This is a genomic window from Streptococcus suis, from assembly GCF_002960425.1.
GTDB lineage: Bacteria > Bacillota > Bacilli > Lactobacillales > Streptococcaceae > Streptococcus > Streptococcus suis_S.
Window position 1 is genome coordinate 25,188 of record NZ_POIZ01000031.1, and the last position, 21,495, is coordinate 46,682.

General features: G+C 43.0%; 25 protein-coding genes and 1 pseudogene. 17 read left to right on the top strand and 9 right to left on the bottom strand.

The window, feature by feature from the left end:
* Nucleotides 1–66 precede the first annotated feature (66 nt).
* Nucleotides 67–975, bottom strand: a complete 909-nt coding sequence (locus tag C1G57_RS03315; protein WP_105113722.1) for a neutral zinc metallopeptidase — start codon at nucleotides 973–975, stop codon at nucleotides 67–69.
* Between the two features lie 173 nt (nucleotides 976–1,148).
* On the opposite strand from C1G57_RS03315, the gene xseA reads away from it, so the two are divergent.
* The 10 genes from xseA to C1G57_RS03365 all read left to right on the top strand — a co-directional run bounded on the left by xseA (nucleotide 1,149) and on the right by C1G57_RS03365 (nucleotide 9,136).
* On the top strand, nucleotides 1,149–2,492 hold the full coding sequence (gene xseA / locus C1G57_RS03320; protein ID WP_105113723.1) for an exodeoxyribonuclease VII large subunit: 1,344 nt from the start codon (nucleotides 1,149–1,151) through the stop codon (nucleotides 2,490–2,492).
* Entirely contained in the window at nucleotides 2,467–2,682 is a 216-nt protein-coding gene (locus tag C1G57_RS03325) for an exodeoxyribonuclease VII small subunit (protein ID WP_029186527.1), read from the top strand. Before xseA ends, C1G57_RS03325 begins: the two co-directional genes overlap by 26 nt.
* Entirely contained in the window at nucleotides 2,682–3,551 is an 870-nt protein-coding gene (locus C1G57_RS03330) for a polyprenyl synthetase family protein (RefSeq protein WP_105113724.1), read from the top strand. The genes C1G57_RS03325 and C1G57_RS03330 overlap by 1 nt, the downstream gene beginning before the upstream one ends.
* On the top strand, nucleotides 3,544–4,365 hold the full coding sequence (locus C1G57_RS03335) for a TlyA family RNA methyltransferase (RefSeq protein ID WP_105113725.1): 822 nt from the start codon (nucleotides 3,544–3,546) through the stop codon (nucleotides 4,363–4,365). Before C1G57_RS03330 ends, C1G57_RS03335 begins: the two co-directional genes overlap by 8 nt.
* Nucleotides 4,358–4,783 (top strand): arginine repressor, encoded by a 426-nt coding sequence (locus C1G57_RS03340; protein WP_105113726.1) that lies wholly within the window; start codon nucleotides 4,358–4,360, stop codon nucleotides 4,781–4,783. Before C1G57_RS03335 ends, C1G57_RS03340 begins: the two co-directional genes overlap by 8 nt.
* Nucleotides 4,784–4,786: 3 nt before the next feature.
* Complete coding sequence (gene recN / locus C1G57_RS03345; protein ID WP_105113727.1) at nucleotides 4,787–6,448, top strand: DNA repair protein RecN; 1,662 nt, start codon at nucleotides 4,787–4,789, stop codon at nucleotides 6,446–6,448.
* A 94-nt stretch (nucleotides 6,449–6,542) separates the two neighbouring features.
* The gene (locus C1G57_RS03350) at nucleotides 6,543–7,376 is read left to right on the top strand and encodes a DegV family protein (RefSeq protein WP_105113728.1); all 834 of its coding nucleotides are present in this window, start codon (nucleotides 6,543–6,545) and stop codon (nucleotides 7,374–7,376) included.
* Nucleotides 7,369–8,202, top strand: a complete 834-nt coding sequence (locus C1G57_RS03355) for an SGNH/GDSL hydrolase family protein (RefSeq protein WP_161941096.1) — start codon at nucleotides 7,369–7,371, stop codon at nucleotides 8,200–8,202. Before C1G57_RS03350 ends, C1G57_RS03355 begins: the two co-directional genes overlap by 8 nt.
* Nucleotides 8,174–8,767, top strand: coding sequence for a YpmS family protein (locus C1G57_RS03360; RefSeq protein ID WP_105113730.1), 594 nt, complete (start codon nucleotides 8,174–8,176; stop codon nucleotides 8,765–8,767). Before C1G57_RS03355 ends, C1G57_RS03360 begins: the two co-directional genes overlap by 29 nt.
* A 93-nt stretch (nucleotides 8,768–8,860) precedes the next feature.
* Complete coding sequence (locus C1G57_RS03365) at nucleotides 8,861–9,136, top strand: HU family DNA-binding protein (RefSeq protein ID WP_105113731.1); 276 nt, start codon at nucleotides 8,861–8,863, stop codon at nucleotides 9,134–9,136.
* Between the two features lie 204 nt (nucleotides 9,137–9,340).
* On the opposite strand, the pseudogene C1G57_RS03370 reads toward C1G57_RS03365, so the two are convergent.
* The 3 genes and pseudogenes from C1G57_RS03370 to C1G57_RS03380 all read right to left on the bottom strand — a co-directional run.
* Nucleotides 9,341–9,529, bottom strand: a pseudogene (locus C1G57_RS03370) (tyrosine-type recombinase/integrase); the annotation flags it as partial.
* Between the two features lie 28 nt (nucleotides 9,530–9,557).
* Nucleotides 9,558–9,896, bottom strand: a complete 339-nt coding sequence (locus tag C1G57_RS03375) for a type II toxin-antitoxin system RelE/ParE family toxin (RefSeq protein WP_105113732.1) — start codon at nucleotides 9,894–9,896, stop codon at nucleotides 9,558–9,560.
* Nucleotides 9,896–10,183, bottom strand: coding sequence for a toxin-antitoxin system antitoxin subunit (locus C1G57_RS03380; protein WP_105113733.1), 288 nt, complete (start codon nucleotides 10,181–10,183; stop codon nucleotides 9,896–9,898). The genes C1G57_RS03375 and C1G57_RS03380 overlap by 1 nt, the downstream gene beginning before the upstream one ends.
* Nucleotides 10,184–10,449: 266 nt before the next feature.
* On the opposite strand from C1G57_RS03380, the gene C1G57_RS03385 reads away from it, so the two are divergent.
* Nucleotides 10,450–10,917, top strand: a complete 468-nt coding sequence (locus C1G57_RS03385; RefSeq protein WP_105113734.1) for a GNAT family N-acetyltransferase — start codon at nucleotides 10,450–10,452, stop codon at nucleotides 10,915–10,917.
* A gap of 9 nt (nucleotides 10,918–10,926) precedes the next feature.
* On the opposite strand, the gene C1G57_RS03390 is transcribed toward C1G57_RS03385, so the two are convergent.
* From C1G57_RS03390 to C1G57_RS03400, 3 genes are all read right to left on the bottom strand, one after another.
* Nucleotides 10,927–12,198, bottom strand: coding sequence for a hydroxymethylglutaryl-CoA reductase, degradative (locus C1G57_RS03390; protein WP_105113735.1), 1,272 nt, complete (start codon nucleotides 12,196–12,198; stop codon nucleotides 10,927–10,929).
* Nucleotides 12,199–12,265: 67 nt separating this feature from the next.
* A complete protein-coding gene (locus tag C1G57_RS03395; RefSeq protein WP_105113736.1) occupies nucleotides 12,266–13,420 on the bottom strand; it encodes a hydroxymethylglutaryl-CoA synthase in 1,155 nt (384 codons plus the stop codon).
* A 24-nt stretch (nucleotides 13,421–13,444) separates the two neighbouring features.
* The gene (locus C1G57_RS03400; protein ID WP_105113737.1) at nucleotides 13,445–14,635 is read right to left on the bottom strand and encodes an acetyl-CoA C-acetyltransferase; all 1,191 of its coding nucleotides are present in this window, start codon (nucleotides 14,633–14,635) and stop codon (nucleotides 13,445–13,447) included.
* Between the two features lie 226 nt (nucleotides 14,636–14,861).
* Here C1G57_RS03400 and C1G57_RS03405 point away from each other — a divergent pair, with 226 nt between their 5' ends.
* From C1G57_RS03405 to C1G57_RS03420, 3 genes are all read left to right on the top strand, one after another.
* The gene (locus tag C1G57_RS03405; protein ID WP_105113738.1) at nucleotides 14,862–15,554 is read left to right on the top strand and encodes a phosphoglycerate mutase; all 693 of its coding nucleotides are present in this window, start codon (nucleotides 14,862–14,864) and stop codon (nucleotides 15,552–15,554) included.
* 211 nt (nucleotides 15,555–15,765) lie between these two features.
* Nucleotides 15,766–16,149, top strand: coding sequence for a VOC family protein (locus tag C1G57_RS03415; RefSeq protein WP_105113739.1), 384 nt, complete (start codon nucleotides 15,766–15,768; stop codon nucleotides 16,147–16,149).
* 137 nt (nucleotides 16,150–16,286) lie between these two features.
* A complete protein-coding gene (locus C1G57_RS03420) occupies nucleotides 16,287–17,687 on the top strand; it encodes a polysaccharide deacetylase family protein (RefSeq protein ID WP_105113740.1) in 1,401 nt (466 codons plus the stop codon).
* 25 nt (nucleotides 17,688–17,712) lie between these two features.
* Here the strand turns inward: C1G57_RS03420 and C1G57_RS03425 are convergent, their stop codons facing one another.
* Complete coding sequence (locus C1G57_RS03425) at nucleotides 17,713–18,795, bottom strand: DEAD/DEAH box helicase (RefSeq protein WP_105113741.1); 1,083 nt, start codon at nucleotides 18,793–18,795, stop codon at nucleotides 17,713–17,715.
* Nucleotides 18,785–19,771 carry a Gfo/Idh/MocA family protein gene (locus C1G57_RS03430; protein ID WP_105113742.1) on the bottom strand — a complete coding sequence of 329 codons (987 nt, stop codon included), beginning with the start codon at nucleotides 19,769–19,771 and terminating at the stop codon, nucleotides 18,785–18,787. Before C1G57_RS03430 ends, C1G57_RS03425 begins: the two co-directional genes overlap by 11 nt.
* Nucleotides 19,772–19,854: 83 nt before the next feature.
* Between C1G57_RS03430 and udk the strand changes: the two genes are divergently transcribed.
* The 3 genes from udk to C1G57_RS03445 all read left to right on the top strand — a co-directional run bounded on the left by udk (nucleotide 19,855) and on the right by C1G57_RS03445 (nucleotide 21,382).
* A complete protein-coding gene (gene udk, locus C1G57_RS03435) occupies nucleotides 19,855–20,484 on the top strand; it encodes a uridine kinase (protein WP_105113743.1) in 630 nt (209 codons plus the stop codon).
* A gap of 1 nt (nucleotide 20,485) precedes the next feature.
* Entirely contained in the window at nucleotides 20,486–21,025 is a 540-nt protein-coding gene (locus tag C1G57_RS03440) for a PadR family transcriptional regulator (RefSeq protein WP_105113744.1), read from the top strand.
* 87 nt (nucleotides 21,026–21,112) lie between these two features.
* The gene (locus tag C1G57_RS03445) at nucleotides 21,113–21,382 is read left to right on the top strand and encodes a DUF1294 domain-containing protein (protein WP_044775388.1); all 270 of its coding nucleotides are present in this window, start codon (nucleotides 21,113–21,115) and stop codon (nucleotides 21,380–21,382) included.
* Nucleotides 21,383–21,495: the final 113 nt, after the last annotated feature.

The following is a 21,495-nucleotide window of genomic DNA, read 5'->3' on the forward strand; positions in this document are numbered from 1 at the left end:
GTTGGCAAGGGCTGACCTCGTTTTTTTATAAGAAAATCCCCAGTCATTTGACTAGGGATTGCATTTTTAAGGATTAGCAACTGAAAAGGTATCAGCGTGGGCAAGGTCACCATAGGTATATCCAAGGTTAAACCATTTTTTGCGTTGTTCGGAAGTACCGTGGGTGAAACTATCTGGGACAGTGCGGCCATAGGCTTCTTGCTGGAGGGTATCATCACCAACAGCATGAGCTGCATTCATGGCTTCATCAATATCTCCAACATCTAAGATACCCTGACCATCGACATATTTGGCCCAGGCACCAGCATAGTAGTCAGCTTGTAATTCGAGACGAACATTGAGAGCATTGCCTTCCTTGTCGGACAACTGAGCACGCTTTTGGTGGTAGGCACCGAGAACTTCTAATTCATTTTGGACATGGTGGCCAACCTCGTGGGCAATGACATAGGCCATGGCAAAGTCGCCTGCAGCATTGTACTTGTTGGATAATTCCTGATAGAAGGATGTATCGATATAAATCTTACGGTCAGCCGAACAATAGAAGGGGCCAGCTTGAGCAGAACCAGTTCCGCATCCTGTTTGGGTCTGGTCTGTATAGAAAACAAGGGTTGGCGCTTGGTAAGTCAGACCATTTCTTGCAAACTCTTGTGTCCAAAAATCTTCTGTTGAGGCCAGTACCTTACTCATGAATTCTGCATCTGCATCGGATACACTGGTACCACTTGTAGTGACTTGACTAGACTGATAAGGATTGGTGTTGGTCGTTGGTGAAAGTAGACCACCTAGATTAGACATGCCACCAAAAGCGAAGAGGAGGACCACTAGCACCAATTTTCCCTTCCAACCCAGACGGGAGAAGAGTAGGCTTAGTAAGAGATTACCCCCAGCAGAACCACCAGAGAAAGATGGTCCCGAGCTCCTTTGACCTCTACGGTCTTCAATGTTGGAACTTTTTCGTAAATCATCAATTTTCATCATAAACTCCTTAGAACCTGAGAACCTGTCATCAAGTTCCTATTTTCTCACAAACTATTATATAGCAAATTGCAGAAAAAAACACAGGAAAGCTATTGGAAATGATGTGTCCAGTTCTGTATAAATGTGCAATTTTTGATATAATAGTAGAGATACAGACAGAAGGAGTGGACATGGTTGAATATTTAACGGTTAGCCATCTAACCAAGTATTTAAAATTAAAATTTGACCGAGATCCTTATTTGGATAAGGTCTATTTAACAGGGCAAGTGTCCAATTTCCGCAAGCGTCCTAGCCATCAATATTTTTCGCTCAAGGATGATAAGGCAGTCATTCAGGCCACCATGTGGGCTGGTGTCTATAAAAATCTGGGCTTTGAACTTGAAGAGGGAATGAAAATCAATGCCGTCGGGCGTGTGCAATTGTATGAGCCTAGCGGTTCCTATTCTATTATCATTGAAAAGGCGGAGCCAGACGGTATTGGTGCCCTGGCCATCAAGTTTGAACAGCTCAAACAAGCTCTGACCCAGGAAGGTCTATTTAAGCAAGAATTCAAGCAGGAATTACCTCGGTTTACCAAGAAAATAGGGGTCATTACCAGTCCAAGTGGAGCGGTCATTCAAGATATTATTACCACGGTCAGTCGGCGTTTTCCTGGTGTGGAAATTGTCCTCTATCCGACCAAGGTGCAAGGAGATGGTGCTGCTCAAGAAGTTGTTGCCAATATCCAAAGAGCCAATGAGCGGGATGATTTGGACGTCCTCATTGTTGGTCGTGGCGGTGGTTCTATTGAAGACCTGTGGGCTTTCAATGAGGAAATAGTGGTTCGAGCTATTTTTGAATCACGTATTCCTATCATTTCCAGTGTGGGTCACGAAACAGATACAACTCTGGCAGACTTTGTGGCAGACCGCAGGGCAGCCACTCCGACAGCTGCCGCAGAATTGGCGACCCCTGTGACCAAGGCAGATTTGCTGGGTTATTTAAATCAGCAGGAAAATCGAGCCTATCAGGCCATGACCAATCGCTTGAAATTCCTGAGAGGTCAGCTTGAGAAAATTAGCCAATCAGTTATGTTTCGACAGCCTGAACGCTTATACGATGGTTATTTGCAAAAATTAGACCGCTTGACCAATCAATTGCAGACACGAATGAAAGAAGTATATAGCCAGCAGAAACAGGCTAGCTTATTACTCAATCAACGCCTACAAGGCTTACAACTTGGCCGTAAAGTCGAGAGTTTCCAAGAAAGAATTATCCAGCAGGAACGACTCTTGAAGAGCAATATGGCCAATATTTATGATAACAAGATGTCCAAGGCAGACAAGCTGATTGAGGCCCTAACCATGCTGGATACCAGTCGCATTGTAGCTCGTGGTTATGCCATGCTTTTACAAGATGGTCGGGTCCTAGACAGTGTGGAAACTATACAAAAGGGTGAACACCTGACCATTCAGATGAAGGATGGTCAACTTGATGTGGAGGTAAATCATGTCCAAAAAGACAAAAACATTTGAAGAAAATTTAGCTGAATTAGAAGGAATCGTAACCAAATTGGAGCGTGGGGATGTAGCCTTGGAAGAGGCACTTGCCGAGTTTCAAAAAGGTATGGTTTTATCTAAGGATTTACAAAAGACACTTGCTGAAGCTGAAAAGACCTTGGTCAAGGTCATGCAGGCAGATGGCAGTGAAGCGGAGATGAACTAATGGTAGCCAGTAAATTGCAGCAACTTGAGGAAACCATGGCAAGTTTTTATGAACCTCAGGTAGCTGAGGGGCTCAATCAAGCGGTTCTCTATTCCCTTCAAGCAGGAGGCAAACGGATTCGTCCCATGCTCCTTTTGACGCTTTTGGAAGCTTTTGGAGTGACCTTGCAAAAAGCTCATTACCAAGTGGCAGCCTGTGTCGAGCTCATTCACACTGGTAGTCTGATACATGATGATCTGCCAGCCATGGACGATGATGATTACCGTAGGGGGCGTTTGACCAACCATAAGAAATTCGATGAAGCGACAGCTATTTTAGCAGGGGACAGTCTATTTTTAGATCCGTTTGGATTTTTGGCTCAGGTAGATTTGCCAGCTGAGACCATCCTTGCTCTCGTGAGAGAGCTTTCTCAGGCATCTGGGACTTTTGGAATGGTTGCTGGTCAGGTCTTGGATATGGCAGGTGAGGGACAAAAATTATCTCTCGAACAATTACAAGCCATCCATGCCAATAAGACTGGAAAATTATTGACCTTTCCCTTTGTCGCAGCTGGTTTGATTGCTGGACAGTCAGATGAGGTTATCCACCATTTGCGAAAAGCAGGTCAATTAGTCGGTCTAGCCTTTCAGGTGCGGGATGATATATTGGATGTGACGGCCACTTTTGAGGAAATCGGAAAAACACCGCAAAAGGATCTATTGGCAGAGAAGTCTACCTATCCAGCTATGATGGGCTTGGAGGCCTCAAAAGTCTTTCTAGAAGACAGCCTGAATCAAGCAAGCAGTGAGCTAGATCAAGTGGCTCAACTAGTCCCATTTTCAAGAGAAGAAATCAAAAAAATCATAGAAAGTTTACGAATCAATGGCTAAGGAAAGAGTAGATGTACTAGCTTTTAAACAGGGGCTTTTCGAGACGCGAGAGCAGGCCAAACGCGGTGTTATGGCTGGGCTGGTGGTATCGGTCATCAACGGCGAACGTTACGATAAACCTGGTGAGAAAATTGACGAGGGAGTTGAACTCAAGCTCAAGGGAGAGAAACTCAAGTATGTCAGCCGTGGTGGTCTCAAATTGGAAAAGGCCTTGCAGGTTTTCGACCTATCAGTTGAGGGGCAAACGACAATTGATATTGGGGCTTCGACAGGCGGATTTACGGATGTTATGTTGCAGGCTGGCGCCAAGCAGGTCTATGCTGTAGATGTCGGAACCAATCAACTGGCTTGGAAATTGCGCCAGGACGAGCGTGTCATCAGCATGGAACAGTATAATTTCCGCTATGCTGAGTTAGCTGATTTTGAAGTGGGTCAACCAAGTTTTGCGTCGATAGATGTCAGTTTTATCTCCCTAGGCTTGATTTTACCAGCTCTTCACAAGATTTTGGTAGACGGTGGTCAGGTCGTGGCCTTGGTTAAACCCCAATTTGAAGCAGGTCGAGAGTATATTGGTAAGAACGGGATTGTCAAGGATAAGGCAGTTCACATCAAGGTCTTGGAAGATGTGACTGCTATGGCTGTCGCAACCGGTTTTTCTGTAAAGAGCCTTAGTTTTTCACCTGTTCAAGGTGGTCATGGCAACACGGAATTTTTAGCTCATTTGGAGAAATCAAGCCAGCCTAGTCCGATTGAACAAAGTGAAATAAGAAGTATAGTCAATCAAGCACACGAGGAATTTAAGAAGGATGAATAAACGAGAACGATTAGAAGTCATTAAAGATTTGGTAGTCCGATTTCCCATTGATACTCAGGAAGAAATTGTGGAACGCTTGGAAGCCTTGGGGGTTCATGCAACCCAGGCTACTGTATCCCGTGATATCAAGGAATTAGGCATTATCAAGGTTCCATCAGCTGACAAGGGATATGTCTATGGCTTGCCCAAAAGTAGCCTAGTCAAGGTCAAGTCCAATAATATTCTTGATTTTGCAGTCATGGACAAGATGGTCAACTTAAAATTGGTACCAGGGAGTGCAACGGTCGTAAAAAGGCAGATTTGTGAGTATTTCCAAGAGGAAATTTTCTCGATTATTGCTGATGATGACAGTATTCTACTCATTTTGAAGGACCAGGAAACCATCCCTAATTTAGAACGTACGATAAAAGGGTGGTAGGTCATGTTATTAGAAGTTTCGATTAAGAATTTTGCCATTATTGAACAGGTATCCCTCAATTTTGAAAAGGGGATGACCATCCTATCTGGTGAAACTGGGGCCGGCAAGTCTATTATCATCGATGCCATGAACCTGATGTTAGGGGCGCGTGCGACGACGGATGTCATTCGTCACGGAGCAGCCAAGGCGGAGATTGAGGGGCTTTTTTCCTTTGAAAATAGCAGAGCTCTGGAACAGATTTTGAGTGAGCAGGGAATTGAGGTTGCGGACGAGCTCATTATCCGTCGGGAAATCCTACAAAATGGCCGTTCCGTGAGCCGTGTCAATGGGCAGATGGTCAATTTGTCTGTCTTGAAACAAATCGGTCAGCACCTAGTGGACATCCACGGCCAGCATGACCAGGAAGAATTGATGAAGGCCCAGCACCATATCCGTCTTTTAGACAGCTTTGGAGAAGATGAGTTTTGGGCTTTAAAAGACCGCTATCAGACCACTTTTGATGCCTATCGTAGCCTCCGCAAACGAGTGCTCGAAAAGCAGAAAAATGAGCAGGAGCATAAGGCCCGCATTGAGATGCTGGAATACCAAATTGCTGAGATTGAAGCAGCAGACCTGCAGTCTGGTGAAGATGTTCAGCTCAATCAAGAGCGGGATAAGTTACTCAATCATAAGCAGATTGCGGATACCTTGACCAATGCCTATGCTCTGTTGGACAATGAAGATTTTTCAAGTTTGAACAACCTTCGTTCAGCCATGGGGGACTTGCAAAGTTTAGAAGAATTTGACCCAGAATACAAGCAGCTTTCTAGCAGTCTGACAGAGGCCTACTATGTTGTTGAAGATGTGACCAAACGCTTGAGTGATGTGGTGGATCATTTGGACTTCGATGGCAATCGCCTGTTGCAGCTAGAAAGTCGGTTGGATCTGCTCCACACCATTACTAAAAAATACGGTGGAACGGTCGATGATGTCTTGGATTATTTTGCTAAGATCAGCGAAGAATACAATCTTCTAACAGGAAATGACCTATCTGGAGATGACTTGGAAGTGCAACTCAAGACCATGGAGAAGGAATTAGTGACCTTAGCCAGTCAGCTCAGCCAGTCCCGACATGAATTGGCTCAGTTGCTGGAAGAGATTATCCGTCAAGAATTACAAGACTTGTACATGGAGAAGGCGCGCTTCCAAGTTCGTTTTACCAAGGGTAAGTTTAACCGAGAGGGGAATGAAACGGTGGAGTTTTATATCTCAACCAACCCTGGTGAAGACTTCAAGCCTTTGGTCAAGGTTGCCTCGGGTGGGGAATTATCCCGCTTGATGTTAGCTATTAAGTCAGCCTTTGCTCGTAAGGAAGGCAAGACTTCTATCGTCTTTGACGAGGTGGATACAGGAGTTTCAGGCCGTGTTGCCCAGGCCATTGCCCAGAAGATTTATAAAATTGGACAATATGGTCAGGTCCTGGCCATCTCGCATTTGCCACAGGTGATTGCGATTGCGGACTATCAGTTCTTTATTGAAAAAATATCCGATGACCACTCGACCGTTTCCCGTGTCCGCCTTTTGACCAAAGAGGAGCGTATCGAGGAAATTGCCAAGATGTTGGCAGGCGATAAGATTACGGATGCAGCCCGCAGTCAAGCAAAAGAATTAGTTGAAAAAGGTTAGGCAACTAGCCTTTTTGCTTTTGTTTTTATGTTTATTTTTAGCTTGAAATTTGTTATAATAAAGGATAATACAGAAGAGAACGGAAGGACACTTGATGATGAAGATTAAGATTGTAACAGATTCTAGCACTACAATAGAAGCTGGTTTGGCTAAGGAGTTGGGGATTACCATCATTCCTTTGTCTGTTATGGTGGATGGGGTTGTCTATTCAGATAGTGATTTAACTGAGGGTGAGTTTTTAAACTTAATGCGTGAAAGTAAGAATCTACCAAAAACTAGCCAGCCCCCAGTAGGCCTCTTTGCGGAAACCTTCAGTCAATTAGCTAAAGACGGTAGTCAGATTATTGCTATCTTACTTTCCCATGCCCTATCAGGTACGGTTGAAGCTGCCCGTCAAGGAGCTACCTTGTCTGGTGCAGATGTGACTGTTCTTGACTCCGGCTTTACTGACCAGGCAGCAAAATTTCAGGTAGTGGAGGCAGCTAGACTGGCACAAGTTGGAGCTAGTAAGGAGGAAATCCTTACTGCCATTGAAGAGCTCAAAGATAAGACTGAACTATATATCGGGGTATCTACCCTTGAAAATCTTGTCAAGGGAGGTCGTATTGGTCGTGTTCAAGGCATGCTTAGTAGCCTGCTTAACATCCGTGTTATCATGGAAATGAAGAATCATCAATTAACTCCGATTGTAAAAGGACGTGGCAATAAGACTTTCAAAAAATGGTTGGATGAATTTGCGAGCGGATTGAACAATAAAGATGTTGCAGAAATTGGCATTTCCTATTCAGGAAAAGCGGACTTTGCCCATGAAATAAAAGACTTGCTCCAGCCCCATGTAGAAACAGATATTTCTGTATTGGAAACAGGTTCTATCATCCAAACCCACACGGGTGAAGATGCCTGGGCTATCCTTATTCGTTATGAATAATCGGAAGTTGATACAGGGACTTGTCTTCTTTTTTCTCTGTTTATTGGGGTCAATCTTCCTATTCCATCAGTTAATCCCACAGGCGCCGTCACGCATCAGTCAGGAAGAGCTAGGTCTTTCAGTGAATAGGAAATTTCGCTATTTGGCTCTTGGGGACTCCTTGACAGAAGGAGTGGGAGATGTGACAGGTCAAGGTGGTTTTGTCCCCTTGCTTGCCCAGTCGCTAGTCAATGAGTACGGTTATGAGGTAGACGTTCAAAATTTTGGAATTTCTGGCAATACCAGTACACAAATTTTGAAGCGGATGAAGGAGAACAAGGAACTCAAACAAGCCTTAAAAGAAGCTGATTTATTAACCGTGACAGTCGGTGGAAATGATCTTCGGAAGGTCATTATCAAGAATTTAAGCAATCTCAAGCTCTCCACCTTTGATAAGCCGGCAAGGGAATACGGGAGAAATCTAGAAAAGATTGTCAAACGAGCAAGACAGGAGAATGCCAATCTGCCGATTTATATTTTGGGAATTTACAATCCCTTCTACCTCAGTTTTCCTGAATTGACCGAGATGCAGACGGTGGTTGATAAATGGAATCAGACAACCCAGCACATCACGGAAAAATACAAGGATGTTTACTTTGTAGAAATCAATGACTTGCTATATAAGGGTTTGGAAGGCGAGATGGGGCTTAGCCAGTCTAGTTCGGCTAGCACAAATAATTTATTGTACGAAGATGATCATTTTCATCCCAATAATACGGGATATGAAATCATGAAAAAAGCACTATTGGAGAAGATGTATGAAACTGAGAAAAGCTGGACACCTTAATATCTGGAAGTGGCTCTTCTTGGTTCAATTGGCTATAACATTGGGTGCGGGCCTGGTTTTTCTAAATCGTATCCAAGTTAATCGAGAACATATGACGGAGTTAGTGCCATCTAGCCAGACAGATGCGAAAGTGGGGACTTTCGCGACCAACCGTGAAGCCCTTAATCAAACCATTGCCAACTATTTAAAAGATTACCAAACGGAGAAATTTTCTTACCAATTATTTGTGACTAACCAACAGGTTGTTTTTGAAGGAACCTATCAGGTATTTGGTGTAGATATCCCCTTGTATATCTATTTTCAACCTCTCAAAATGGAAGATGGCAATGTTCTTCTACGAATATTGGAAATTTCAGCAGGAAACCTGTCCTTGCCCAAGGCAGAAGTTTTAGCCTATCTGCAAAAAAACTACAAATTACCCACCTTTGTCAAAATAAATTCCCAAGAGGCAGCAATTCAGTTAAAAATAACAGAATTGGACAATAAATTTGGACTTTATGGCAAGGCCAATACTATTGATTTATACAATGACCAAATTATTGTTGATATATACAGAAAAAGGTAAGAAACCAGCATTTAAAACTTGACCAAATGCTTAAATTTCGGTACTATATAAGGGTGAGTTAAATCTCAGAAAATTATTGGAGGACTTAGCAAAATGGCTAATAAACAAGATTTGATTGCAAAAGTTGCAGAAGCAACTTCATTGACTAAAAAAGATTCAGCAGCAGCTGTTGATGCAGTATTTGCAGCAGTAGCAGACTACCTTGCAGCTGGTGAAAAAGTACAATTGATCGGCTTCGGTAACTTTGAAGTTCGTGAGCGTTCAGCACGTAAAGGTCGCAACCCACAAACTGGTAAAGAAATCGAAATCGCAGCTTCAAAAGTTCCAGCATTCAAAGCTGGTAAAGCACTCAAGGATGCGGTAAAATAATTTAACGTGAAAAAGCCTATTGTATCAACGTTTCTACGTTGTGCAGTAGGCTTTTTTCTGTGTTTTGGGGCTCCCAGAGTCAGGGGAGTGACTCTGGGAGGTTGGAAATATAGCAAAAACTTTTTGCGTCAAAGAGTCAGGAGAGTGACTCTGGGAGGTTGGAAATATAGCAAAAACTTTTTGCGTCAAGTAGGGAGCAAAACTTTAGTAATTTTCCATGATATCTGCCACATTTGATTTCATTTTCTTGGTAACATGGGTATAAATTTGGATAGTTGTCTTGGCGTCTGCATGGCCCACACGGTCCATAATTGCTTTGAGTGGTACTCTATTCTCTGCCAGGTGACTGACCAAGGTATGACGGAAGATGTGGCTGGTTAGTTTTTTTGTATAGGCAAAGGTCACACAAAAAGAAGCATTTCTATAGGAAAAGTTTTGCATAGTCTGTCTTAGATGAAAACAGGAAAGCTACCTCAACTAACCCTTCCCTCTTGTCAATAGAATAGATGACAATATATTTACCGTTTTGAATAGTTATTCCGCGACTACTACGTCCGGACCTATCAATTATAGTTCCAATTTTTTCATCAGCATTAAAACCACGTTCAGGAAATACTTCTAAACTCTCAATCTCATCAAAAATGGCAGTTACCAGCCTATCGGCAGTTTCAGGGCTGAGCTTCACATTGGCAATGTAATCCCTGATGCTTTTAATCTGCTCAATAACTCTTGGCGAAATAATGATTTTGTATTTCTCCATTATCCTAGTACTGCCTTTCTAGCATCCTCGATACTTAGACCTTTACTAGCTTTTAGTTCTTCATAGCTAGCTGATATCTCTTCTTGAAGACGAGAAACTAATTTCTCTCTTTCCTTCTCTTCAATGGTCTTAAAAGGTAATGTTTTAGTAATGGCCACCTCTTGAACAAATTCGTTGAATGCAGAGGTAATATCTAACCCATTTTCTTGAAAGACTTCTTTAGCCATTTCAAAGTATTCTGAGTTAACTTTAAAGTTGATTTGTTTATCTTTTATTATTGTAGGCATATTCAGACCTCTCTTTTATAGTTCTTGACTATATTCTAACATTTAAAATAAATATATTCAAACTATATTTGTTTACTCGGTATTTGTAACTTTTTGGAAAACAAAAAACCAGCCTTAGCAGACTGATTTTTAAGGAGATTTATGAAAAATTTTAGGATACACTTATAGTATAACCGAATTTTCAGATTCTTCATCGGTCTTTAGACCTATTTTGTTAAAAAACAAACTTGTGCTATAATAGAGAACAAAATTAAGGGGAGATTTATATGACCATACGTAAAGCTACACAATCAGATATTCCAGTATTAAATGAATTGTTGCAAGATATTTTACAGGTTCATCATCAGGCACGACCAGATATTTTTAGAAGCTCAGGTCAAAAGTTTTCTGAGGATGAATTAAGGGAATTATTGGACAATCCAGCTAAGCCAGTTTTTGTTTATGAAGTAGAAGGGAAAGTGGTTGGTCATCTATTTTGTGAGCTGAGGACTGCGACAGGTGATGTTTTGGAACCGGTCAAAACCCTGTTCATAGATGATTTGTGTGTAGCTAGTGCTGCACGTGGTCAAAAAATCGGTGAGCAATTCTATGACTTTGCCCTTTCCTATGCCAAGGAACAGGGGTGTCATAATCTCACACTAAACGTATGGGCAGACAATGTGGGAGCTGTTCGATTCTATGAACGCTTGGGCATGAAGCCTCAAATGTTTCGCATGGAGCAAATAGTTGACTAAAAAAAGAGGTTATCCCTCTTTTTTATATTGTCTCAAAGTTGCCAATAGTTTTTGTGCAGTTTCTAGGTTGCTGTGTTTTTCTTTGCGCAGGAGTTGGGCCAGTTGATCCACTTCTTGTTCCTCAGCACCAGCAAGGAGGGCTAGGGATTTGGCATGGAGTTTCATATGACCTGCCTGAATACCAGAAGTGACCAAGGCTCGCAGGGCTGCAAAGTTTTGACAAAGCCCGACTGAAGCGATGATGGAGGCCAGTTGGCGAGCCTTGGGCTGGTTGAGCAGGTCAAAAGCAACTGCCACCTTGGGATTGAGCCCAATCGAGCCACCGACCGAAGCAATCGGAAGGGGCAGGGTGATGGAGCCGACCAAGTGCTCCCCATCGATAGACCAAGTAGAGAGTCCCTTGTACTGTCCATCACGGCTGGCATAAGCATGAGCACCGGCCTCAACCGCCCGCCAGTCATTTCCAGTCGCAAGCACCACGGCATCGATACCGTTAAATATCCCTTTGTTATGAGTGGCAGCCCGATAAGGGTCCACCTGGGCCAGCTTGCTAGCTAGGGCAATTTTTTGAGCCGTTTCTTGGGCAATAGAGAAGCTAGTAGCCAGACTGGATATGGCAAGACGACACTGGGAAGTGACTAGAGATTCGGTTGCATAGTTGGATAGGATTCCCATCAAGGCCTGTCCCTGACTGAGCTCTTCTAAATCGTCCTTAATGGCTTCTAGCATGTTATTGAGAATATTGGCGCCCATGGCTTCTTGGACATCCACTTGAAGATAGACAATCAAAAACTCATCCTTACTTTCCACAGTCAGGTCACGAGCGCCCCCTCCGCGTTTCACAATAGATGGATGGGCTTGATTGGCAGCTTCTAAAATAGTAGCTTTCTGGTCGAGAATAGCCTGACTTGCTCGGCTATGGTCAGGAACATCAAAGAGTGCCACCTGTCCAATCATGATACGGTTGTGGATGGTAGTGGTAAAACCGCCAGAACGAGCGATGATTTTGGCGCCGAAAGAAGCAGCGGCAACCACAGAAGGTTCTTCTGTCACCATAGGAACAGAGTAAACCTGTCCATCCACAAGTAATTCAGGCAGAACTGAGAAGGGCAGGGCAAAGGTTCCCAGATGGTTCTCCGCCATCTTGCCTGCAATGGCTTCAGGAAGATTGGTGTCTTGATGAAGAATGTCCAAGCTCGTTTCTGACAGAGGTTTGTTTTGGTGAAGAAGCTCAATGCGCTCCTGACGTGACTTTTTGTAAAATCCTGAAAAAGTTGACATGCTTTCCTCTTTCTAATTTCTAACGAAAAGCGCCCTTGGTTAGAGCCAAAGGGCGCCGTTTTGGCTTTTAATTCCGATAAATCCGCTTGTGTTGGTCTACTTGAATGAGGGCGAAAGGTGCTGGATCTGCTGGGAGCTCAACTGAAGTGCCTGTTTCATCAAGAGAAACTTCTTCAAAGAAGATGCGTTCGTATTCCTCGACACTGAGTTTAGTGCGTTGGTTGAGGCTTTCTAAGCGATTTTGGTCTAATTGTTTCTGGTATCCTTCAACAAGGGAACCGCTGAAGATTTCACAGACAGCACCGCTACCATAGCTATAAAAGAGGATTTGATCCCCTGCCTCGAGCGCTCTGCTATTTTCCAAAAGGGAAAGGAATGAAAGGAAGATGGATCCAGTGTAGATGTTACCGACAACCTTGTTATAGACGATGGCTTCCTGGAAGCGCTCTGTCAAGCGGTTGAGGGTTTCTTCATTTTTAGCGATGGCTTGTAAACCTTTGAGACCTTGCTTGGAGAAGGGGATGTGCAAGCACATGGCTGCAAAATCTTCAAGCGACTGACCTGTTTTTTGCTGGTAATAATCAAAGGTTGTGGTTAGGCAGTCAGTGTACTGTTCAGTTGAGAAGCGGCCATCAACGCGAGGGTACTTGTCATAGTTTGGTCGCCAGAAGTCATAAATGTCGCGAGTCTGGCAAACATTGTCATTATTGAGGACCATGATGCGTGGGTTGGCTGTGACCAACATGGCAACGGCGCCAGCCCCCTGAGTTGGCTCGCCTCCTGAAGCTACTCCATACTTGGCAATGTCACTAGCAATCACCAATACTTTTGAGTCTGGAAATTGAGCGATATGGCTCTTGGCTAAGCTTAGTCCAGCAGTAGCCCCATAGCAGGCTTCCTTCATCTCGATAGAACGAGCAAATGGCTGGATGCCTAACAAACCGTGAATAGATACAGCAGCGGCCTTACTTTGATCCACGCTTGATTCTGTTCCGACGATGACCATGTCAATGGTCTGTTTGTCTTCTTCGGTCAAAATAGCTGCTGCAGCTTGAGCGCCGAGTGAGACAATATCTTGTGTGACAGGTGCGACAGCCATTTCTGACTGGAGAAGACCAATCTTATATTTGTTAGGGTCAATGTTGCGGGCGAGGGCTAAATTAGCCAAATCTAAAACATAATCGGGTGCCGCAAAACCGATTTTATCAATACCGATGTTCATACTTTATCCTTTGTTTACAAATGATTAGTTGCTATTTTTTTGTGCATTGGAAACGATAAGGGAAATACCCTGACCGCCTCCGATACAGAGGGCACAAAGTCCCAGTTCTTTATCTTGCTTGATGAGTTCGTGGACGAGACTGACCAAGATTCGACTGCCACTAGCTCCAATTGGGTGACCGAGAGCGATGGCACCGCCGTTGACATTGACTTTGGCAGGGTCAGCTCCTAATTGGTCAACAACAGGAATGGATTGGGCTGCGAAGGCTTCGTTCAGCTCGAACAAGTCAATATCTTCAACAGTTTTACCAATCTTTTGAAGCGCCTTTTGGCTTGCAGTAACTGGTCCCATTCCCATAAGAGCAGGATCTAGACCGCTTGTAGCATAGCTTTCTATATAGGCCAGTGGTGTGAGGTTCAGCTCGTTAGCTTTTTCCTCAGACATGAGAAGGAGGACTGCACAGCCATCATTGATACCAGAAGCATTGGCAGCTGTAACCGTTCCATCTTTTTTGAAGGCAGGTCGTAAGGTCGCCAGTTTTTCAAGTGGTGTTAGTCGAGGGTATTCATCCTTATCAAAAATGCTTTCTCCCTTGCGACTATTGAGCCTAATCGGAACAATCTCATCTACAAAACGACCTTCAGTAATAGCTTTGGCAGCTTTTTCTTGACTGCTGTATGCAAAGGCGTCTTGGGCTTCACGACTGATTTGATAGCGTTCAGCTACATTTTCTGCAGTAATACCCATGTGATAGTCGTTAAAGGCATCTGTCAGACCGTCAGTCAGCATGGAATCTTCTAAAGTAATATGCCCCAACTTGCTGCCAAATCGGCTGGATTTGGATAGGTAGGCAGCCTGGCTCATGATTTCAATACCTCCGGCAACAACTACATCGTTGTCGCCTAGTAGGATGGATTGGGCAGCCAGGAGGACTGATTTTAATCCGGAGCCACAAACCTTATTGACACAGTAAGCGGAGGTGGTTTCTGGAAGTCCAGCTTTTAGGGCGATTTGACGGGCAATATTTTGTCCATGCCCAGCAGAAAGAACATTGCCGAAAATGACCTCGTCAACAAGATTGGCTGGTATTTGTTTGTTTTCTAAAGCTGCTTGGAGAACCTGCGCCCCTAAATCAGCGATTTCAATATCTTTTAGACTACCTCCGAAACTGCCGATGGCAGAACGATAGGCAGACACGATAGCTACTTTTTGCATGATAACTCCTGTAATGGTATCGTTTTGAACTGTCGTGTTCAGCCCAACTATTATACCATGATTTTATTTTTTTTCATAAGAAGAAAGATAGGTCTCCAGACTGAATTTACATGAAAGTGAATGAAAGCGTAAACAGATTGTGGAAAAGCTAGCATTTTTTTACATTTTCGTGTAAAATAGAGGAGTATAAGAGGGGAAACCTCAAAATATAAAGGAGAATCCATAAATGGTAAAATTGGTTTTTGCTCGCCATGGTGAGTCTGAATGGAACAAAGCTAACCTTTTCACTGGTTGGGCTGATGTTGATTTGTCTGAAAAAGGTACTCAACAAGCAATCGATGCTGGTAAGTTGATCAAAGAAGCTGGTATTGATTTTGACCTTGCTTTCACATCAGTATTGAAACGTGCTATCAAGACTACAAACTTGGCTCTTGAAGCTGCTGATCAATTGTGGGTACCAGTTGAAAAATCATGGCGTTTGAACGAGCGTCACTACGGTGGTTTGACAGGTAAAAACAAGGCAGAAGCTGCAGAACAATTCGGTGATGAGCAAGTTCACATCTGGCGTCGTTCATACGATGTATTGCCTCCAGATATGGCAAAAGACGATGAGCACTCAGCACATACTGACCGTCGTTATGCTCACCTTGACTCAGCAGTTATTCCAGATGCTGAAAACTTGAAAGTAACGCTTGAGCGTGCCCTTCCATTCTGGGAAGACAAGATTGCTCCAGCTTTGAAAGACGGTAAAAACGTATTCGTAGGTGCACACGGTAACTCAATCCGTGCCCTTGTAAAACACATCAAAGGCTTGTCTGATGACGAAATCATGGACGTGGAAATTCCAAACTTCCCACCACTTGTTTTCGAATTGGATGAAAACTTGAACATTGTGAAAGAGTACTACTTGGAAGCATAATTCATTGACACCTGAGCTAGCCTCAGGTGTTTTGCATACTGAATAGGAGTTTTTTTGCAGAGTTTGTGCTATACTTATACTCAATGAAAAATTAAAAACAGACTAGGCGACGCAGATGCAGATAGAACTGAAGTTCATCAAATCAAGTCAACAACGTCTGCTTTTAATTTTCGAAGAGTATTAAATCATAAACAGTCAAAAGGAGTTAATCATGGCTAGTAGAAAAATGTTGCACGCTTGCTTGCGTGTTGAAAACTTAGAAGCTTCACAAAAATTTTATGAGGAAGCTTTCGGATTCAAAGAAACTCGTCGCAAAGATTATCCAGAGCACAAGTTTACCTTGGTTTACTTGGCGCTTGAAGGGGATGACTTTGAGATTGAATTGACCTATAACTATGACCATGGTCCTTATATCGTAGGCGATGGCTTCTCGCATTTGGCCCTTTCTTCCGATGATTTGGAAGGGGATAATGCTAAGCATAAGGAGTTAGGCTACCCAACGACAGACATCAAGGGCTTGCCAGGTAGTCCAGGTCGTTATTATTTCGTGACCGATCCAGATGGTTACCGTGTAGAAGTCATTCGTGCAAATTAAGTCTAAAAGATTGCTTAGGCAGTCTTTTTTTTGAAACAAAAGTTCGGATTTCCATTAGAAAATCTCTAGGTGTACTTGACAGAAAAGGATTGAAATTATAGTATAGTAATAGAGAAAATGAAAAAGGAATGATTCGTATGAAAAGGCTATTTTGGATTCTTTTGAATGCCTTTCTAGTAGCTATGATGGTGATTGCGAGTATCTATTTGTATCGCAATTTCCAGGATTGGCAATTAACGCATTTTATTAAAGAAACGGAAGAGTTGGTACTGAAAGGACAATCATCTGATTTAGAGGAGGGGAATATCGGTTCTACCCATGTTCTTGCTACCATACCAAAAGACCCTTCGGGGCAGAGAATTACCCAACTAGAACAAAAAATAGTGGGTCATATCCGCCATAAGTTAGGCTATAAGAAGCCGTCAGGAAAAATAAAGAATGTCCTTGTTGTTCATACCAAGGAGGGGCAGACCAATTTTAAAAAGGTTCGTGCCCATGAAATCCATAGTGAGCAGTATGCTGTCCAACCCTTACAAGTAACAAAAGAGGAGGAGGCTAGACCTGAACGTGTCTTGCTGACAGAGGACCAGCAACTCTTTACCTTGGGGGATATGTTCTTGGACTTGAATGCCGCCAAGACCATTATGGTCACTAAGTTGCAGGAAAAGTTGACCAATCAAGGAGTGGATGAGGCAGAAAAAGCAAGGATTGCAGCAGAGTTTCAAAATCTGGACTTGGAAACGGTCGTATTTAGTTATGCCAATAGTCAGTTGGTCCTAGCATTATCTGAGGAAGTATTTCAGGTAAGTAGTTTAGAACTAGCTATTTCGGACTTCTTCGCGATTATGAAGGGAGACTATCTGGCAGACGTTGATAAGGCTAACTATGATCAGTTTCTTGCTCAGAATCAAGTGGATAAAACTGCTCTTCGTCAAATTGCCTTGACCTTTGATGATGGACCAAACCCAGCTACGACACCACTTATTTTGGACCTCTTGAAGAAATACAATGTCAAAGCAACCTTCTTTGTACTGGGAAGTGTAGTAGAAGGGAACGAAGCTATCTTACAACGGATGGTAGCGGAAGGGCATGAAGTTGCTAACCATACTTGGAGCCATCCAAATTTGACACGTCTTTCAACCGAGCAAATTAAAGAAGAAATTGAGTTGACACAGGCTATCGTTGAAAAAGCTATTGGGAAGCGTCCTACTATGATGCGACCGCCCTATGGGGCCATCAACCAGGCTGTGGTAGATGCCATGGGATTACCGTCAATTTACTGGAATGTGGATACAGAGGATTGGTCAAATCGAGATAGCCATGCCATTTTTAAAAGAGTGAAAGAGCAAGCTTGTCCTGGCTGCATCATCCTTATGCATGATATCCGTCAGCCGACAGTGGATAGTTTGGAACCTGTCTTACAGTTCCTCACATCTGAGGGCTACAATCTAGTGACGATAACAGAATTATTGGGACCAAATCTCAATCCCCAACATATTTATTATGATCAGGAAGCCAGTGGTCCAGCACAACATTAAAAAGGAGGTTTGGGCCTCCTTTTTCTTATACTTTATAGAGTTCTTGGTTCTTCAAGATAACTTCTTGGACCTGAGCATATTTTTTCAACTGCTTCACTTCACTTGGACTGGATACTAGGGTAATGACTAGCCCCTCCTTGCCCATGCGACCAGTCCGTCCAGCTCGGTGGGTATAGGCTTCTTGGTCAAATGGAACGTCAAAGTTAAGGACGCATTCCAAGTTATCAATATCAATCCCACGCGCAACCATATCTGTAGCCAATAAAAGATTGAGCTCGTGGTTCTTAAATCGTTCAATGATGACTTTGCGGAATTTGACATTGACATCCGAAGCCAGAGAAACAGCATTCACTCCATTATATAGGAGCTTGTCCTCGCTGGCACCAAGGTCTGATAGGCTGTTGAAGAATGCCAAGGCACGAAAGTCTGGAATATTGGCAAACTTGCGAAGGGTTTCTAAGCGGTCACGCTTGTCCACCATCATGTAGCAATGTTGAATGTTGTCCAATTTCTGTTCAGACAAGTCAATGGTATCAATGTCTTGAGCAATCTTTTGTCGGTCAAACTTAGCCGTTGCACTCATGTAAATCAATTGATGATCCCGTGATACATAGTGGATAATTTTTTCAACAAACCGGTATTGGGAGTCAGAGAAGAGTTGGTCAAATTCATCCAAGACAATGGTATTGACATTCATCATCTTGATTTTTTTCAATTTAATCAGCTCAAAGATACGACCGGGAGTTCCAATCAGGATTTCCGGTCCTTTCTTTAGTCGCTCAATCTGGCGCTTTTGGCTGGAACCCGATAAGAAGAGTTGAGCGTTTAGACCAATGGCCTCTGACCAGGTTTTGCAGACCTCAAATATTTGACCAGCAAGTTCTGTGTTGGGAGCAAGAATGAGCAATTGTTGAGATTTTTTTGGTGTCAAAGCCAACAAGCTTGGCCAGAGGTAAGCAAGAGTCTTACCAGTACCAGTCGGACTAATAGCCAACAGTGACTGGCCATTTTTAATTGGCTCGAAGGCTTGGACTTGGACGGGAGTGAAGTCCTCAAAGCCAAGTTGAGTCAGCTGGTCGGTCCAGCTGGTCGGGAAGTTAGTTTTCATGGGTATCCGCCTTAAAGGTTATTCCTGCGTCCTGACGCATGGTGTATAGAGTTTGATGGACAGCTTCAGCCACATCCAGCCATTCTTCTGCTAGTTCATGATTGTCTTGCAGGATGACCTGGGCAATGGCTTGCACTTCCTCCAGCATAGCATCTTCTTGCGCTTGGATAGGTAGGACCACTTGGCTACCATCGTGTTTTGTAAAAATAGCAGAGCTGATATGCTGACAAGCGTTGAGTGTGAGGGTTCCTTCACTGGTATAGATTTCACTTGGCAGGTTGCTGGTGATATTTTTTCCAGCCTGAATAGTCACTAGAAAATCATTGTAAATCAATTGCCCGGTCCCGTTCAAGTCAATAGTAGATGGAAGTTGTTGGGCAGTGTATCGAGCTGTATTTGGTCGGCCAAAGAGCCCAATGACAGTATAGAGCGTATAAACGCCCAAATCCATCAAGGCTCCGCCTGAAAAATCAGCTGAAAAGATATTGGGAGTTTGTCCTGCAAGTAACTCAGGCATCTTGGAAGAGTATTTGGCATAGGAGAAGTTGGCACCCCAAACCGTCTGTTCTTTCAAGAAGTCCTTAATGATAGTGATAGCTTCTTCATGGTAGTTGCGTGCTGCTTCAAATAGATAGACTCCATTTTCCTTGGCAATCTGACGAAGTTGGGTCAGTTCCTGCGGTGTTGAGACCATTGGCTTTTCAATAATCACATGTTTACCAGCAGAAAGGACTGCCTTGGCTTGCTCAAAATGCAAGGCATTTGGACTGGCAATATAGACCAAATCAATCGGTGCAGAAAGAAATTTTATCCATTCTGTGTATAAAATTACATTTTCGTAATTTGTTGAAAATGACACAGCAGTTTCCAATTTTCTTGAAAATATCGCTGATAATTGAAGATATTTACTCAAATGAGCAGAGGAAATAAACTTGTGGCTGATGTCTGAAGTGCCAATAATACCAAAATTTAGCATAAATTCTCATTTCTTTATGTGTTATCCTTTCCATTATACCATGTTTCATGGTAAAATAGTATTGAAAATAGAAGGAGATGATGATGACTCAGAAACCCATTATTATTGGTGTAACCGGCGGATCTGGGGGTGGCAAGACAAGTGTGTCGCGTGCCATTCTGGATAATTTCCCAAATGCTCGCATATCAATGATTGAACACGATTCCTACTACAAGAATCAGTCACACCTAACCTTTGAAGAACGGATACTAACCAATTATGACCATCCACTAGCCTTTGATACGGATTTGATGATTTACCACATTGGTGAATTGTTAGCAGGGCGTTCAGTGGATATTCCGATTTATGATTACACTCAGCACACCCGTTCAGATAAAACCTATCGTCAGGAACCACAAGATGTATTTATTGTGGAAGGTATTTTGGTATTGGAAGACAAACGGTTGCGGGATTTGATGGATATTAAAATCTTTGTCGATACAGACGATGACATTCGTATCATTCGCCGCATTAAGAGAGACATGGAAGAACGTGGGCGTAGCTTAGATAGTATCATTGAACAGTACACCTCGGTGGTGAAACCTATGTATCACCAGTTTATCGAGCCAACTAAGCGCTATGCAGATATCGTCATTCCTGAAGGCGTCAGCAATCTTGTAGCCATCGACTTGATCAACACCAAGGTGGAGAGTATTTTAAGAGAGCGTGGTTAAGATGCCGAAGCAGAGAATATTACCCCATATTATACTAGGGATAATGGGTGCTAGCGGTCAAATGGTAACTGGTAAGCAGATTACCGACTATGTTCAACGTGATTTAGGAGAATTTTGGCAGGTAGCTCATAGCCAAGTCTATCCAGAGCTAAAACGCATGACCAAGGAAGAGTTGATTACCTGTCATGCGGTACCTGGCAATGAAAAAGAAAAGCAGTATGCTATGACTGCAACAGGTCGTCAGATTTTGGATGATTGGCTATCCATTCCAAATGATGAAACTCCTCAACAAAAGGATTTGTTTTCTATTAAAATGTTCTTTATCCGTGATAAGAATGATCCACGGATACCAGGTTTATTGGAGAATCAAATTGAATTAGTCACCAAGCACTTGAAACACCTAGACAGTCGCAAGGTTGAGTTGTTCTCAACCAAGGAGAGTATCCAGGACAACTATGGTCATTACTTGATTTTGACCCGAGCCATCGAGCGCAATCGTGCCCAGCTCAAATGGTTGGAAGATACCCTAGCAAGTTTATAACGGTTCGGCTTTCCGAGCCGTTTTTTCTTGTGATGTCGGATAGTTTGTGATAGAGTTATAACAGAAATGTGAGAGAAGGAGGAACCAATGTCTATTCAACAAATGGTAAGCATGGTCTTAATGGTTTGGAATCTGATTGTCTTTATGACCTATGGTCTGGATAAGGGCAAGGCTAGAAAGGATGCTTATCGGATTTCAGAAAAAACTTTATTACTCATGGCCTACTTGGGTGGAGGTCTAGGTGCCTGGGCGGGTGGTACTCATTTCCGCCATAAAACCCAGAAGAAGTATTTTCAACTGGCTTGGGCTGTGGGTGTTTTGATTGATGTCCTTATCATGTATTGGATATGGAAATAGGCGTAAGCCTTTTCTTTTTGTTGAAAATTTGAAAAATCGACTGAAAACGATGAAAGAACCGAATATTTGTATATTAAATGTATAATTGCTTGACAGGTTGCTTTTTTTTTATA

Excerpts from the sequence above, each read along its gene's own strand:
- C1G57_RS03315 (WP_105113722.1), bottom strand. The coding sequence starts at position 975 with ATGAAAATTGATGATTTACGAAAAAGTTCCAACATTGAAGACCGTAGA.
- xseA (WP_105113723.1), top strand. The coding sequence starts at position 1,149 with ATGGTTGAATATTTAACGGTTAGCCATCTAACCAAGTATTTAAAATTA.
- C1G57_RS03325 (WP_029186527.1), top strand. The coding sequence starts at position 2,467 with ATGTCCAAAAAGACAAAAACATTTGAAGAAAATTTAGCTGAATTAGAA.
- C1G57_RS03330 (WP_105113724.1), top strand. The coding sequence starts at position 2,682 with ATGGTAGCCAGTAAATTGCAGCAACTTGAGGAAACCATGGCAAGTTTT.
- C1G57_RS03335 (WP_105113725.1), top strand. The coding sequence starts at position 3,544 with ATGGCTAAGGAAAGAGTAGATGTACTAGCTTTTAAACAGGGGCTTTTC.
- C1G57_RS03340 (WP_105113726.1), top strand. The coding sequence starts at position 4,358 with ATGAATAAACGAGAACGATTAGAAGTCATTAAAGATTTGGTAGTCCGA.
- recN (WP_105113727.1), top strand. The coding sequence starts at position 4,787 with ATGTTATTAGAAGTTTCGATTAAGAATTTTGCCATTATTGAACAGGTA.
- C1G57_RS03350 (WP_105113728.1), top strand. The coding sequence starts at position 6,543 with ATGATGAAGATTAAGATTGTAACAGATTCTAGCACTACAATAGAAGCT.
- C1G57_RS03355 (WP_161941096.1), top strand. The coding sequence starts at position 7,369 with ATGAATAATCGGAAGTTGATACAGGGACTTGTCTTCTTTTTTCTCTGT.
- C1G57_RS03360 (WP_105113730.1), top strand. The coding sequence starts at position 8,174 with ATGAAACTGAGAAAAGCTGGACACCTTAATATCTGGAAGTGGCTCTTC.
- C1G57_RS03365 (WP_105113731.1), top strand. The coding sequence starts at position 8,861 with ATGGCTAATAAACAAGATTTGATTGCAAAAGTTGCAGAAGCAACTTCA.
- C1G57_RS03375 (WP_105113732.1), bottom strand. The coding sequence starts at position 9,896 with ATGGAGAAATACAAAATCATTATTTCGCCAAGAGTTATTGAGCAGATT.
- C1G57_RS03380 (WP_105113733.1), bottom strand. The coding sequence starts at position 10,183 with ATGCCTACAATAATAAAAGATAAACAAATCAACTTTAAAGTTAACTCA.
- C1G57_RS03385 (WP_105113734.1), top strand. The coding sequence starts at position 10,450 with ATGACCATACGTAAAGCTACACAATCAGATATTCCAGTATTAAATGAA.
- C1G57_RS03390 (WP_105113735.1), bottom strand. The coding sequence starts at position 12,198 with ATGTCAACTTTTTCAGGATTTTACAAAAAGTCACGTCAGGAGCGCATT.
- C1G57_RS03395 (WP_105113736.1), bottom strand. The coding sequence starts at position 13,420 with ATGAACATCGGTATTGATAAAATCGGTTTTGCGGCACCCGATTATGTT.
- C1G57_RS03400 (WP_105113737.1), bottom strand. The coding sequence starts at position 14,635 with ATGCAAAAAGTAGCTATCGTGTCTGCCTATCGTTCTGCCATCGGCAGT.
- C1G57_RS03405 (WP_105113738.1), top strand. The coding sequence starts at position 14,862 with ATGGTAAAATTGGTTTTTGCTCGCCATGGTGAGTCTGAATGGAACAAA.
- C1G57_RS03415 (WP_105113739.1), top strand. The coding sequence starts at position 15,766 with ATGGCTAGTAGAAAAATGTTGCACGCTTGCTTGCGTGTTGAAAACTTA.
- C1G57_RS03420 (WP_105113740.1), top strand. The coding sequence starts at position 16,287 with ATGAAAAGGCTATTTTGGATTCTTTTGAATGCCTTTCTAGTAGCTATG.
- C1G57_RS03425 (WP_105113741.1), bottom strand. The coding sequence starts at position 18,795 with ATGAAAACTAACTTCCCGACCAGCTGGACCGACCAGCTGACTCAACTT.
- C1G57_RS03430 (WP_105113742.1), bottom strand. The coding sequence starts at position 19,771 with ATGCTAAATTTTGGTATTATTGGCACTTCAGACATCAGCCACAAGTTT.
- udk (WP_105113743.1), top strand. The coding sequence starts at position 19,855 with ATGACTCAGAAACCCATTATTATTGGTGTAACCGGCGGATCTGGGGGT.
- C1G57_RS03440 (WP_105113744.1), top strand. The coding sequence starts at position 20,486 with ATGCCGAAGCAGAGAATATTACCCCATATTATACTAGGGATAATGGGT.
- C1G57_RS03445 (WP_044775388.1), top strand. The coding sequence starts at position 21,113 with ATGTCTATTCAACAAATGGTAAGCATGGTCTTAATGGTTTGGAATCTG.